The sequence below is a fragment of the Methylobacterium sp. 1A genome, assembly GCF_058072805.1.
This window is the reverse complement of record NZ_JBYQVE010000002.1, coordinates 1,891,985-1,905,526: the sequence shown is the minus strand read 5'-3', so window position 1 is coordinate 1,905,526 and position 13,542 is coordinate 1,891,985. Positions and strand designations below refer to the sequence as shown.

The following is a 13,542-nucleotide window of genomic DNA, read 5'->3' as shown; positions in this document are numbered from 1 at the left end:
CTTCTTCGGTGACGGGTGCGGGATCGCGCGGGCCTGAACCCGCGAGCGTTGTCATATTGTAACAAATCCCGTCAAAGGAAGACGGGGCCACACGGTTTCGCGACCGAGGCGCCGGATCGATTGCCTGTCGGACAAGCTTTGCTCTAGGCACGCCGTACCGCCCGAATCTTCCCGCGGCGCGCCATAGAAAAGCACCAGCGACCGCATTGATGTAGGCGTCGTCCGGGCACGTATCGTACTCTCGTCACCCAGCCCGGACTCTCGGTCCGGACCTAGAAGATCATCCGCATGGACGCCCGAAATCCGCTGGACCAGGACGAGGCCGTCGCCGTCCCCGCGCGCGGGCGCCGGTGGCCCGGCCTGCTGATCGCCGCCGTCCTGCTCGCGGCCGCCCTGGGCGCCGCCATCGCGTTTCCCGACCGGACCCGCGAGGCCGCCGCGCACCTCGTCGCGGCCGTGACCGGGCTGTTCGCCCCGGGCAACCCCGACCCGGGCATCGACGTGGAGAAGGCCGGCCCGGTGGAGCGGGTGTTCCGGCCCTCCAAGGAGCAGCGCGCCGCCTTCGAGATCCTGCCGGTCGCCAACCTCGTGTTCCGGCCCGAGGGCTCGGCCGAGGGACGGATCGCCCTCAACGAGGACGACAACGTCCCGGTGGTCTCGCCCTATGCCGGCCGGGTGACGAAGGTCCTGGTCCGCGCCGGCGACGACGTGAAGGCCGGCGACGTGCTGCTGACGCTCGAGGCCACCGACATGGTCCAGGCGCAGAACGACTATCAGGCGGCCGTGAACAACCTCCAGAAGCAGCAGGCGCTCCTGAAGCTCGACCAGACCATCGCGCAGCGCCAGCAGGAGCTGTTCCAGGCCCGCGCGACGGCACTGAAGGACTACCAGTCGGCCCAGAACGACGTCATCGCCGCCCAGAGCGACCTGAAGACCGCCGAGGGCGCCCTCGACGCGGTGCGGAGCCGCCTGCGCCTGCTGGGCAAGACCGACGCCGAGATCGCCGCCTTCGAGAAGAACGGCACGATGAGCGCCGAGACGCAGATCCGGGCGCCGATCGCCGGCACGATCGTCCAGCGCAAGGTCGGCATCGGGCAGTACCTCTCGGCCTCCAGCGACCCGGTCTTCGTGATCGGCGACCTGTCGACGGTCTGGCTCGTGGCCAACGTCCGCGAGAGCGAGATCCCCAAGATCCGCATCGGCCAGGAGGTCGAGGCGAAGGTGGCGGGCTTCGGCGCGCGGGTGTTCAAGGCCCGGGTGAACTACATGGCCTCCAGCCTCGACCCGGCGACGCGGCGCCTCGCGGTGCGCAGCGAGGTCGACAACCCGGACCGGGTGCTGCGCCCGGAGATGTTCGCCACCTACACGATCATCACCGGCAAGGGTGAGCCGAGCCCGAGCGTGCCGGTGGCCGCCATCGTGTACGAGGGCGACCGCACCCACGTCTGGGTGGCGCGGCCCGACGGCGCCGTGGAGGCGCGCGACATCAAGCTCGGCCTGATCAACGGCGACAACGCCCAGGTCGTCCAAGGCCTGAGCGCGGGCGAGCAGGTCGTCACCCGCGGGGCCCTGTTCATCGACCGGGCGGCCACCGGCGACAAGGCGTCCTGAGCGGGGATCCGATGAACGCCCTGATCGCCTTCTCGCTGCGCCAGCGCGTGCTGGTGGTGCTGCTGTTCGTCGTGATGCTCGGCGTCGGCTACGGCGCCTACACGCAGCTCAACATCGAGGCCTACCCGGATCCGGTCCCGCCGCTCGTCGACGTGATCACCCAGAATCCAGGCCAGTCGGCCGACGAGATCGAGCGCTACATCACCATCCCCCTGGAGGTGGCGCTCGCCGGCATCCCGAACGCCCAGGTGGTGCGGACGATCTCGCTGTTCGGCCTCTCGGACGTGAAGGTCCAGTTCAACTACGAGTACACGTACGAGCAGGCGCTGCAGCGGGTCCTCAACCGCCTTTCGCAGGCCCCGACCCTGCCCAACGGCGCCACGCCGCAGATCTCGCCGACGAGCCCGGTGGGCGAGATCATGCGCTACAAGCTCGTCGGCCCGGCGGGCTACTCGCCCATGGACATGAAGACCCTGCAGGACTGGGTGCTGCAGCGCCGGTTCAAGGCGATCCCCGGCGTCGTCGACGTCACGGCCTTCGGCGGCAAGGCCAAGGAGTACGAGGTCGCGGTCGACCTGAACCGCCTCCAGGCCCAGGGCCTGACCCTGGTGCAGCTGACCAACGCGCTGAACAACGCCTCGATCAACGTCGGCGGCCAGACGCTGAACGTCGGGCAGCAATCGGCGGTGGTGCGCGGCATCGGCCTGATCCGCGACATGGACGACATTCGCGACACGATGATCAGCCTCGTCAACGGCACCCCGGTGCTGGTGCGGGACGTGGCGGAGGTGCGCGTGTCGAACGCCCCGCGCCTCGGCATCGTCGGGCACGACAACCAGCCCGACATCGTCGAGGGCATCGTGCTCATGACCCGCGGCGGCAAGAGCCTGCCGACGCTGGAGCGGGTCGAGGCCGAGATCGACAAGATCAACAGCTCCACGATCCTGCCGCCCGACGTGAAGATCGAGCGGATCTACGACCGCTCGGGCCTGATCCACACCACCACCCACACGGTGATGCACAACCTCGTTTTCGGCGTGGTGCTGGTCTTCGTGGTGCAGTGGCTGTTCCTCGGCTCGCTCACGAGCGCGATCATCGTGGCAGCCACGATCCCGTTCGCGCTCGGCTTCGCGATCCTGATCCTGGTGGTGCGCGGCGACTCGGCCAACCTGCTGTCGCTCGGCGCGATCGATTTCGGCCTGATCGTCGACGCGACCGTGATCATGGTGGAGAACGTCTTCCGCCACATCGCCGAGCCCGATCACGTGAAGGGCGAGGATCCGCCCGACGGCCTCACCGGGCGGCTCGGCACCATCGCGATCGCTGGCCGTGAGGTGAACCGGGCGATCTTCTTCTCGGCGACGATCATCATCGTCGGCTTCCTGCCGCTGTTCACGATGACCGGCGTCGAGGGCCACATCTTCGGCCCGATGGCCAAGACCTACGCGTACGCGCTGCTCGGCGGCCTGCTGGCGACCTTCACCGTCTCGCCCGCGCTCTCGGCCCTGATGCTGCCGAAGAAGCTCGAGGAGCGCGACACCCTGATCGTGCGGGTGCTGCGCGTCGGCCACGAGGCGGCTCTGCGCTTCGGCCTGCGCAACCGGGTCCTGGCGATCGCCGTGATGCTGGCGGTGCTGCTGGTCTCGGGCCTCACGGCCCGCAATCTCGGCCTCGAGTTCCTGCCGCGTCTCGAGGAGGGCAACCTCTACGTGCGCGGGACGATGCCGTCCTCGATCTCGCTGGAGGCCGGCAACGGCTACGTCCAGCGCATGCGCAAGATCTTCCAGGAGGTTCCGGAGGTCACCACCGTCCTGTCCCACCAGGGCCGCCCGAACGACGGCACCGACGCCACCGGCTTCTTCAACGTCGAGATCCTGGCGCCGCTCAAGCCGATCGATCAGTGGCGCAAGGGCCTCGACAAGGAGACCCTGATCCAGGACCTCAGCAAGAAACTGGAGGCCGAATTCCCCGGTATCGAGTTCAACTTCTCGCAGTATATCGAGGACAACGTCCAGGAGGCGGCCTCGGGCGTGAAGGGCGAGAACTCGGTCAAGATCTACGGCAACGACCTCGCGCAGCTCACCAAGACCGCCAACGCCGTCAAGGCCGCGCTCGCCACCGTCCCGGGCGTCACCGACCTGTCGGTGTTCGAATCCCTCGGCCAGCCGACGGTGCGGATCGACGTCGACCGCCACAAGGCCGCCCGCTACGGCCTCTCGATCGGCGACGTGAACACCACGATCCAGGCGGCGATCGGCGGCCAGACCGCGGGCGACCTCTACGAGTACGGCTCCGACCGCCACTTCCCGATGCGGGTGCGGCTCGCCAAGGAGTACCGCTCCTCGCTCGCCGGCATCCGCAACATCGCGGTCGGCGCCCAGAACCCCAACGGCGGCGTGATCCAGGTGCCGCTCTCCGAGATCGCCGACGTCGACCTCGTCTCCGGCGCCTCGTTCATCTACCGCGAGGACCAGCAGCGCTACATCCCGGTGAAGTTCTCGGTGCGCGGCCGCGACCTCGGCAGCGCCGTGCTCGAGGCCCAGCGAAAGGTCGCCGACGCGGTCGACCTCCCGCCAGGCTACCGGCTGGAATGGGTCGGCCAGTTCACCAACCTGAAGGAGGCGGCCGCCCGCCTCAGCCTCGTGGTGCCGATCACGCTGCTGCTGATTGCGCTGCTCCTCTACATCAACTTCTCATCGGTGGCCGACATGCTGCTGACCCTGTCGGTCATCCCGATGGCGATGATCGGCGGCATTTTCGCCCTGGCGCTGACCGGCACGCCGTTCTCGATCTCGGCGGCGATCGGCTTCATCGCGCTGTTCGGGATCTCGACCATGGAGGGGGTGATCCTGCTCGCCTACTACAACCAGCTGCTCGACGAGGGCTGGAAGCGGCAGGAGGCGGTCTGGCACGCCGCCGTGGTCCGCATGCGCCCGGTGATGATGACCTGCGTGGCGGCCTGCGTCGGCCTGCTGCCGGCCGCGGTCTCCACCGGCATCGGCTCGCAGGTGCAGAAGCCGCTGGCGCTCGTGGTGGTGGGCGGCATCATCCTGGCGCCGAACCTGATCCTCGTGATCGTCCCGGTGCTGATCTCACTGTTCTCCCGCCGCCGCCCGAACCCGGACGCCCGGGCGCGGCCCGCGCACCGGGCCGCCGCGTGAGCCGGCTCACGACCCCGCGGGCCGGCGCGCGGCCCGTTGCAGGGGGGCCACAACGGCCACACCGCGCGCGCCGCCCGGGGATGGTCGGATTGACTTGGCAGCGGGTCGCGCCGCTCTACCGAGGTGAGGTTTTCGGGGGCGGGATGGTGAGCTTTGCGCCGAGACGGTGCGGACGGGCGACCGCGTGGCTGGCGGCCTCCCTGGGCCTGTCGGCCTGCGCGGTCGGCCCGAACTTCGTGGCGCCCGAGGCTCCGCCGGTCGGCCGCTACACCAGGGAACCGCTGCAGAATCCCTCCGCGGCCGACAACATCCGGACCCGGCAGGGCGGCTCGGCCGACCAGAGCTTCGTGTCCGGCGCCGACATCCCGGGCGAGTGGTGGAGGCTGTTCCACTCGAAGGCCCTGAACCGCGTCGTCGAGCAGGCGCTCGCCAACAACCCGACGCTGGAGGCCGCGCAGGCCTCCCTGCGGGTGGCGCAGCAGAACGTGCTGGCCCAGAAGGGCACCCTCTACCCGAGCCTGACCGCGACGCCACAGGTCCAGGGGGCGCTAGCGCCCGGCCTCGACCTGCAATCGCCCCTCAACAATCAGAGCCGGTACCTCTACAGCCTGTCCACGCCGCAGGCGGTGGTCTCGTACAATCCCGACGTGTTCGGCGGGAATCGCCGGCAGATCGAGTCGCTGGAGGCCACCACCGAGAACCAGCGCTTCCAGCTGGAGGCGGCCTACCTGAGCCTGACCGCCAACGTCGTCGCCGCCGCGATCCAGGAAGCGTCCCTGCGGGCGCAGATCGACGCGACCCGCAAGGTGATCCAGGCGCAGACCGAGGTCCTGCAGCTCTACAACAAGCAGCTCTCGCTGGGTCAGATCGCCGGGGCCGACGTGGTGCAGCAGCAGGCCGCGCTGGCGCTGTCGCAGCAGCTCCTGCCGCCGCTGGAGAAGGCGCTCGCGCAGCAGCGCAACCTGCTGACCGCGCTGGCAGGACGCCTGCCTTCCGACGAGGTCTCCGAGACCTTCGACCTCGCCGCCCTGCGCCTGCCGACCCGGCTCCCGGTGAGCCTGCCCTCGCGGCTCGTGCAGCAGCGCCCCGACGTGAAGGCGGCGGAGGCCCTGGTGCAGCAGGCGAGCGCCAATGTCGGCGTCGCGGTGGCGAACCGCCTGCCGCAGTTCAGCCTGACCGCCACGGGCGGCTCCAGCGCCACGCGGATCGCCCAGATCGCCAACCCGGGGGCGGCGTTCTTCACGATCATCGGGCAGGCGACGGCGCCGATCTTCGATGCCGGCACCCTGTTCCGGCGCCAGCGGGCCGCCGAGGAATCGCTGACGGAGGCGCAGGCGCAGTACAAGGCGACGGTGATCACCGCCTTCCAGAACGTCGCGGACGCGCTGCGCGCGCTCCAGGCCGACGCGAAGGCCGTGGCCGCCGCCGACGCCGCGGTGAGCGCCACGAACCAGAGCCTCGCGCTGATCCGCAAGCAGTACACGGCCGGGGCGATCACCTCCTCGCAGGTGCTGATCGCCCAGCAGGGCTACCTCTCGGCGCTGGTGACCTCGGCGGCGGCGCGCGCCACCCAGTACGCCGACACCGCCGCGCTGTTCGTGGCCCTCGGCGGCGGCTGGTGGAACCGCGCCGACGTGGCGCCGCCCCCGCCCGAGAAGGACCCGCTGAAGTTCCTCTGACGGGGCCGCCTCAGGTGTACATCGCGATGGCGTCCTGCAGCATCTGGTCGGTGGTGCTCATGACCTTGGTGTTGGCCGTGTAGGCCTGCTGGGTCTCGATCATCTTCGAGAACTGATCTGAGATCCCGGCATTCGACTGCTCCACCGAGCCGGCCGTGATGGTCGCGCCGTTGAGGCCGTAGCTCGGCGTACCGGACTGGCCGCTGGCCACGTAGGTGCCGCCATCGAGCGAGGCGAGGTTGTCCTGCATGCCGAACTGCGCCAGCTGCAGCGTGCCGAGGGCCAGGGTGCTGCCGTCCGCGGCCGTGCCCGTGAGGGTGCCGGCGGGCGAGACCGCGAGGCTCGCCAGGGTGCTCGCCCCGGTCGGAACCTGGACGGGGGTCGTCGCCGAGGGGCCGGCGAACAGGTAGTAGCCCGCGCCGTTGGAGAGGTAGCCGCTGGCGTCCGGCGCGAAGTCGCCGCGCCGCGTGTAGCCGGTGTCGCCGGCGAAGGCCGGGCTGTCCGGCGTCCCGGTGTTCTTCTTGACGACGAAGTAGCCGTTGCCCGAGATCGCGAGGTTGGTCGCCACACCGGTCGACTGCATCGTGCCCTGGATGTTGAGGCTGTTGCGCGTGCTCGGCAGCACGCCGCCGGTCAGCTGCGTGCCGTCCCGGGTCTCGGCCAGCATGTCGGCGAACCGCGTCTCGGTGGACTTGAAGCCCACCGTCTGGGTGTTGGCGATGTTCCCCGAGATGTTGTTCAGGGCCAGCGACTGCGCCGAGGCGCCGGAAATCGAGTTCGAGAGCGCGGTGTAAAGGCCCATCGGGGTCTCCGTTCGCCGGAGCGGCACGGTCCCCGATCCGACGGAAGCCGATAAGGACCCACTATGGTTAACCGACGGTGTGTGACCGCGTGTTGCTGAGCCGGCCCGCGCCGCGCGCGCGCCATGCCGGCGGACGCGTCACGCCCCGAGGACGCTCAGCACGATCTCCCGCCGGTGCGGCCGGTCGCGGTGCTCGATCAGGTAGATCCCCTGCCAGGTGCCGAGCGCCAGCGCCCCGCCGACCAGCGGGATGGTCAGGGCCGAATCGGTGACCAGGGTGCGGATATGGGCCGGCATGTCGTCCGGCCCCTCGGCGCCGTGGACGTAGCCGGCGTGGCGCGGCGCGAAGCCGTCGAGCGCGGCCATCAGGTCGGTCTGGACGTCGGGATCGGCGTTCTCCTGGATGGTTAGCGAGGCCGAGGTGTGCCGGCAGAACACCGTGACGAGCCCGTCCCGGACGCCGCTGTCGCGCACGAACGCGGCCACCGCGGCGGTGAAGTCCGTGAAGCCCGGTCCCGGGGTCGCGACGGTGAGGCGCGCGCTGGCGTGGCGCTCCACCGGACCGGAGGCCAGCGCCTCGACCGGCCCGATCCTGCCGTCCCGCCCGTGTCCCTGCCTCATGTGGTCGTCTCCGATAAGGTCGTGCCCGGCGCGATCTCGCGCTCGCCGCGGGCGAGGATCCGTTCCAGCACGTCGATCCGGTCGGCCTCCGCGGGCGGCTTGTCCCAGCGGATGCGGCTGACCCGGGGAAAGCGCATCGCCACCCCCGACTTGTGCCGGGTCGAGCGCTGCACGCCCTCGAAGGCGATCTCGAGGACGAGCCCGGCCTCGCGGCCGTGGGCGACCTCGCGCACCGGACCGAACCGCTTGGTGGTGTTGTTGCGGACGTAGCGGTCGAGCTTGGCGAGCTCGGCGTCGGTGAAGCCGTGATAGGCCTTGCCCACTGGCACCAGCTCGTCGCCGCCCTCGGGCGCCTCCCGCCAGACCCCGAACGTGTAGTCCGAGTAGAAGGACGAGCGCTTCCCGTGCCCGCGCTGGGCATACATCATCACGGCGTCGACGATGTGCGGCTCGCGCTTCCACTTCCACCAGGGTCCCTTGGGGCGTCCCGGCAGGTAGGGGCTGTTGAGGCGCTTGAGCATCACGCCCTCGATGGCGTCGGCATCCGCGCCGGCGCCCACCGAGGCCGGGTCCGCCCGGGCGGCCGCCAGGGCCTCCCAGTCCGCGAAGGGCACGAGCGGCGAGATGTCGATCCGCGCGTGGTCGAGGCGCGTGACCAGCGCCTCCAGCTTCCGCCGCCGCTCCGCGAAGGGTTCTGCCCGAAGGTCGTCGCCCTCCAGGGTGAGGAGGTCGTAGGCCCGCACGTGGGCCGGGAACTCCTCCAGGAGCTTGCCCGTCACGGCCTTCCGGTTCAGGCGCTGCTGCAGCACGTTGAAGCTCTGCACCCGCCGCTCGCGGAGGATCAGCAGCTCGCCGTCGAGGGCGCCCGCGAAGGTGATGGCTTCGGCGAGGTCCGGGAACGCCCCGGTGATGTCCTCGCCGGTGCGCGAATAGACCTTCCCGACCTGCTGGCCGGCCCGGTCGAGACCACCGACGAGCTGGACGCGGATGCCGTCCCACTTCCACTCGGCCGAGAACGCCCCGGCCTCCAGCTTCTCGAGGTCGGCCTCCTCCTCGATCGGATGCGACAGCATCGGCGGCCGGAACGGCGCGGGGTTCAGGGTCTCGGGCCGCTCGGCCCGGCCCTCGACCCAGGCGAACAAGGTCTCGAAGGGTGGAGTCAGCCCGTGCCAGACCTCCTCGACGGCGTCGGCGTCGTGGCCGCCCAGCGCACCGACCGCCGTCTTGGCGAGCCGCGCCGAGACGCCGACCCGCAGGTTGCCGGTGACCAGCTTCAGGAGCGCCCAGCGCCCGGTCTCGTCGAGGGCGTCGAGCCAGTCGGCGAGATGGCGGGGCAGATCGCGCTTGGGGATGGTCGCGAGGGTTTCCACGACCTCGGCCAGGGTCGGGACATGCGGCGGCGGGTTGTTGTGGCCGGGGCCCGGTTCCCGCGGCGCCTCCGCCGGTCCCGGCCAGATCAGCGCCGTCGTCTCCGCGAGGTCGCCCACGTAATTGTGCGACAGCCGGAACAGCACCGGGTCGATCCGCTCCTCGACCAGTCCCCGGATCAGGGCCGGCTTGGCCTCGCGGAAGCTCAGCGTGCCGGTCATGGCACCGAGTGCGTAGCCGCGCTCGGGATCGAGCGTGCGCGCGAAGTAGTCCTGGAGCATGCGCAGCTTGGCGTTGCGGCGCGGCTCGTAGGCGAGGCGGTCGAGCAGGTGGGCGAAGTCGTTCACGCCGCCGCCTCCGCCCCGGAGCCCGCCTCCGAGGTCCCCTCGACCTCGCCGTCATCGCCGTAGCCGAGCAGGTGGAGCGGCTTCGCCCGGATCCCCTGGGTCCCGCACCAGTGGACCAGCGCGTCCTCTTGGCCGTGCGTCACCCAGACCTCCCCGGCGCCGGTGTCGCGGATGGTGCGGCACAGGTCCGGCCAGTCGGAATGGTCGGAGATCACCAGCGGCAGCTCGACGCCCTTCTGGCGGGCGCGGGCGCGCACCCGCATCCAGCCCGAGGCGAAGCAGGTCACCGGGTCGGGGAACTTGCGGGACCACAGGTCCTGGATCGACGAGGGCGGGCAGAGCACGATCGCCCCGTGCAGGTCCTTCCGCTCGGCGGCCACGACCTTGGGCGTGTCGCCGAGCGGCACGCCCTCCTCCTTGTAGAGCGTCGTCAGCTTCTCCATGGCGCCGTGCAGGTGGATCGGGCGGTCCCAGCCCTCCTCGCGCAGGAGCGCCATCACTCGCTGCGCCTTGCCGAGCGCGTAGGCGCCCACGATGTGGGCGCGCTCCGGGAACAGCTTCACCGATTCGAGGAGCTTGCGGACCTCGCCCCGCGTATCGGGATGAGTGAAGACCGGCAGTCCGAAGGTCGCCTCGGTGATGAACACGTCGCAGGGCACGACCTCGAAGGGCAGGCACGTCGGGTCCGGCGCGCGCTTGTAGTCGCCCGACACCACGACGCGGACGCCGTCCCGCTCGATGGCGATCTGTGCCGACCCGAGGACGTGGCCGGCCGGGGCGAAGCGCACGGTCACGTCGCCGACGCGGAGCGCCGCGCCGAGCTGCGCCTCCTGCCGCTGGCGGCAGAAATCCGCGCCGTAGCGCACCGCCATGATCCGCAGGGTCTCGGGCGTCGCCAGCACCCGGCCGTGGCCCGCGCGGGCGTGATCGGCGTGCCCGTGCGTGATCAGCGCGCGCTCCACGGGCCAGGTCGGATCGACGTGGAAGCGCCCGAGGGGGCAGTAGAGACCCTCGCGGGTCAGGGTGAGGAGATCGCTGGCGCGTATCGGCATCGGGTCCGTGCTGCCGGTGGAGTCCGCCGGTGGCCCCGGTATATAGGCGCCCCCGACCCGGCAGACGCATGGCCTCGCAGCTCAGTTCCGGCGACCTTCTCGCCGATCGCCGCTACCGCTACGCCGAGGCCTGCCTCGCCGAGGGCGACCACGCGGGCGCCGCCGACCTCGCCGAGCAGGTCTTGGAACGCGCCCCGCGCTACGCGCCGGCCTGGCTCCTGCTGGGCCGGGCGCGCGCGGGTCTGGCCGCCGCCGGCACCGATCCGGCCCTGCGCGACGCGGCGGCGCGGGCCTATGCCCGCGCCCTCGCCATCGATCCCGAGGACAGGCTGGGCGTGCGCACGCACCTCGCCCGCCTGGGCGGCGGCGACACCCTCCCGGTCCTGTCGCCGGCCTATGTCCGCGCCCTGTTCGACGGCTACGCGCCGCGCTTCGAGCGCCACCTCGTGGACGGCCTCGGCTATGTCGGCCCGCAACTCGTCCGCGACGCCCTGCCGCGCGTTCCGGAGCGCTTCGCGGTCGGTCTCGATCTCGGCTGCGGCACGGGGCTGATGGGCGAGGTCGTGCGCGACCGGGTCGATCATCTGACCGGGATCGACCTCTCCCCCGGGATGCTGGCGCTGGCGCGGGCCAAGACGGCGCGGGGTCGGCCGCTCTACGAGCGCCTCGTCGAGGGCGACATCGGCGCCGCCCTGACCGACCTGCCGGAGGCGTCGGCCGACCTCTGCCTCGCCGCGGATGTCCTGATCTACGTCGCGGATCTCGCGACGTTCCTGGCGCGGGTGGGGCGGGTCCTGCGGACGGGCGGGCTCGGTGCCGTCACGGTGCAATCCCACGACGGCCCCGGCTCCGTCCTGGGCGCGGACGGCCGCTACGCCCACGCGGAGGCCCACATCGCGGCGACGGCAGCCGCGTCCAGATTGGAGCTGCTGACGACGAGACCGGCGGAAGTCCGTCGCGAGGGCGGACGGCCGGTGCCGGGGCGCGTCGTTGTGTTGCGGCGCACATCGGCATGAAACCGCTCCGCTATTCGTCCATTGTCAGTCGACCGCGACTAGGCGCGGCGGCTCGATCGGGGGATCAGCATGGCGGAATACGGAAGTCGGACAGGTGGTGCAGCACCGGAGCGGAAATCTGAGCCACCGGCCGACAAGTCGTTTCCCGCCGATCCGCGAACCCGCATCCCTTTCGCGATCGCCCTCGCGGCGCTCGCGGGCTGCGCCGATTCCATCGGCTTCCTGGAATTCTCGCAGCTCTTCATGTCGTTCATGTCAGGCAACACCACCCGCTTCGGCGTGGCGGTGGCCAACGCCGACTGGGAGAACGTCAGCCGCGTCGCCAGCACCATCTGCATGTTCTGCTTCGGCGCCTTCCTGGGGACGCTGATCGCCGCCTGGGTCGGGCGCTGGCGTCTCGCCGTCCTGCTGACGCTCCAGGCCCTGCTGCTCGCCGGCGGCCTGCTGATGCCCTGGGGCACCTTCGCCTACCCGCTCCACGCCTACCCGATCGTCCTGGCGCTGGGCCTCCAGAACGCGACGCTGCAGGACGAGGGCGGCCGCTCCCTGGCGCTCACCTACGTCACGGGCGCCGTGGTGCGTTTCGGCACGGGCTGCGCCAACCTGCTGCTCGGCACGGTGGCGCCGTCCTTCTGGATCCAGGCGCCGCTCTGGGCCGGGCTCAGCACCGGCGCCGTCGTCGGCGGCCTGCTCGACATGCGCTACGGCGAATCGGCCTTCCTCTTCCCGGCGGCGCTGGCCGCCATCCTGGCGATGATCGCGATCGTCCTGACCATCGCCAAGCCGGGCAGCACCCTGGTGGCGGGCTCCTCCCCGGCGCCCGACGCCAGCCCGAAGGCCGAGGTCATCGACGCGATCCACTGAGACCCGGCCGCGGCGGCGGGATCGGGGTCAGCCGTCCGAATCCCGGACGCTGCCCCGGCCCTGCTTGATCGCGGCGCGGCTCTTCTTCGCGCCGATGCGCCGCTCCTGCGAGCCCCGGGTCGGCTTCGTGGGCCGGCGGATCGGCGGCGGCGGCTTGGCCGCCTCCGCCACCAGATCGACGAGCCGCTGCAGCACGTCGGCCCGGTTGCGCTCCTGCGTCCGGTGCCGCTGCCCGGCGAGGACGAGAACGCCGTCCTTGGTCATCCGCCGTCCGGCGAGCCGCACCAGATTGGCCCGCACCCGCTCGTCGAGGGCGGGCGAGGCCAGCGCCGCCCAGCGCAGCTGGACCGCGGTCTCGACCTTGTTGACGTTCTGTCCGCCGGCGCCCGAGGCGCGCATGAAGGACAGCTCGATCTCGTCTTCGTCGATGGCGATGCGCGGCGTTACCCGCAGGGCCATGGCGCCCTCCCCGGCTGCGCGACGACGGCGCGCCGCGCCCCCGCGTCGGGTGCGCAGTCCGCGAGCGGGCGGATGCGGATCGGCGGCCCCGTCACCATATCTGTCTCGTGCCTCCCGTCCCGTACACCGCGCCCCGTCGGAGCGATCCCGCCCTCGTCCCGCGCGGAGCCCTGATTCAGGCCGCCTCGGCCGGCGTGCGGGCGCGGAGCGCGAGGGCGTGCAAACCCCGCTTGAACGCGTCGTCGAGCAGCGCGTTCACCAAGCGGTGCCGCTCGACGCGGCTCTTGCCCTCGAACGCCGACGCGACGATGTCGAGCCGGTAATGGGTCTCGCCCCCCGGCCGCGCTCCGGCGTGGCCGGCATGCAGATGCGACTCGTCGATCACGTCGAGCCGCGCCGGCGCGAGTTGCTCCCGCAGCCGCGCCTCCATCCAGTCCCGCAGGGTGCCGCCCGCGCCCGCACCGTCCGTCATCGTGCCCTCGCGTCGTGTCCGTGGGCGCCGTCAAGCCCGATCCCGCGCATGCGTCATCAGGCCCGGTGCCCTTGTGTCTCAGGTCCGCCC

11 protein-coding genes are annotated in these 13,542 nt (G+C 71.2%); 5 read left to right on the top strand and 6 right to left on the bottom strand.

Annotated features, from left to right (window positions below):
- The first annotated feature begins 288 nt into the window (after positions 1 to 288).
- From ACX9MN_RS29075 to ACX9MN_RS29065, 3 genes are all read left to right on the top strand, one after another.
- Complete coding sequence (locus ACX9MN_RS29075; protein WP_091679652.1) at positions 289 to 1,611, top strand: efflux RND transporter periplasmic adaptor subunit; 1,323 nt, start codon at positions 289 to 291, stop codon at positions 1,609 to 1,611.
- Between the two features lie 11 nt (positions 1,612 to 1,622).
- Complete coding sequence (locus ACX9MN_RS29070) at positions 1,623 to 4,772, top strand: efflux RND transporter permease subunit (protein WP_091679655.1); 3,150 nt, start codon at positions 1,623 to 1,625, stop codon at positions 4,770 to 4,772.
- Positions 4,773 to 4,915: 143 nt separating this feature from the next.
- Positions 4,916 to 6,451 carry an efflux transporter outer membrane subunit gene (locus tag ACX9MN_RS29065; protein ID WP_100251369.1) on the top strand — a complete coding sequence of 512 codons (1,536 nt, stop codon included), beginning with the start codon at positions 4,916 to 4,918 and terminating at the stop codon, positions 6,449 to 6,451.
- Between the two features lie 10 nt (positions 6,452 to 6,461).
- Here the strand turns inward: ACX9MN_RS29065 and ACX9MN_RS29060 are convergent, their stop codons facing one another.
- From ACX9MN_RS29060 to ACX9MN_RS29045, 4 genes are all read right to left on the bottom strand, one after another.
- The gene (locus ACX9MN_RS29060; RefSeq protein WP_489726127.1) at positions 6,462 to 7,253 is read right to left on the bottom strand and encodes a flagellar hook basal-body protein; all 792 of its coding nucleotides are present in this window, start codon (positions 7,251 to 7,253) and stop codon (positions 6,462 to 6,464) included.
- Between the two features lie 138 nt (positions 7,254 to 7,391).
- On the bottom strand, positions 7,392 to 7,874 hold the full coding sequence (locus ACX9MN_RS29055) for a secondary thiamine-phosphate synthase enzyme YjbQ (RefSeq protein WP_489726126.1): 483 nt from the start codon (positions 7,872 to 7,874) through the stop codon (positions 7,392 to 7,394).
- Positions 7,871 to 9,589, bottom strand: coding sequence for a cisplatin damage response ATP-dependent DNA ligase (locus tag ACX9MN_RS29050; RefSeq protein ID WP_489726125.1), 1,719 nt, complete (start codon positions 9,587 to 9,589; stop codon positions 7,871 to 7,873). The genes ACX9MN_RS29055 and ACX9MN_RS29050 overlap by 4 nt, the downstream gene beginning before the upstream one ends.
- A complete protein-coding gene (locus ACX9MN_RS29045; RefSeq protein WP_091926125.1) occupies positions 9,586 to 10,641 on the bottom strand; it encodes a ligase-associated DNA damage response exonuclease in 1,056 nt (351 codons plus the stop codon). Before ACX9MN_RS29045 ends, ACX9MN_RS29050 begins: the two co-directional genes overlap by 4 nt.
- 68 nt (positions 10,642 to 10,709) lie before the next feature.
- On the opposite strand from ACX9MN_RS29045, the gene ACX9MN_RS29040 reads away from it, so the two are divergent.
- Positions 10,710 to 11,657, top strand: coding sequence for a class I SAM-dependent DNA methyltransferase (locus ACX9MN_RS29040; RefSeq protein ID WP_489726124.1), 948 nt, complete (start codon positions 10,710 to 10,712; stop codon positions 11,655 to 11,657).
- A gap of 69 nt (positions 11,658 to 11,726) precedes the next feature.
- Entirely contained in the window at positions 11,727 to 12,521 is a 795-nt protein-coding gene (locus ACX9MN_RS29035; RefSeq protein WP_100251364.1) for a YoaK family protein, read from the top strand.
- A 27-nt stretch (positions 12,522 to 12,548) separates the two neighbouring features.
- On the opposite strand, the gene arfB is transcribed toward ACX9MN_RS29035, so the two are convergent.
- Both arfB and ACX9MN_RS29025 read right to left on the bottom strand, forming a co-directional pair.
- On the bottom strand, positions 12,549 to 12,980 hold the full coding sequence (arfB, locus tag ACX9MN_RS29030; protein WP_091926121.1) for an alternative ribosome rescue aminoacyl-tRNA hydrolase ArfB: 432 nt from the start codon (positions 12,978 to 12,980) through the stop codon (positions 12,549 to 12,551).
- 175 nt (positions 12,981 to 13,155) lie between these two features.
- A complete protein-coding gene (locus tag ACX9MN_RS29025) occupies positions 13,156 to 13,452 on the bottom strand; it encodes a BolA family protein (RefSeq protein WP_020092683.1) in 297 nt (98 codons plus the stop codon).
- Positions 13,453 to 13,542: the final 90 nt, after the last annotated feature.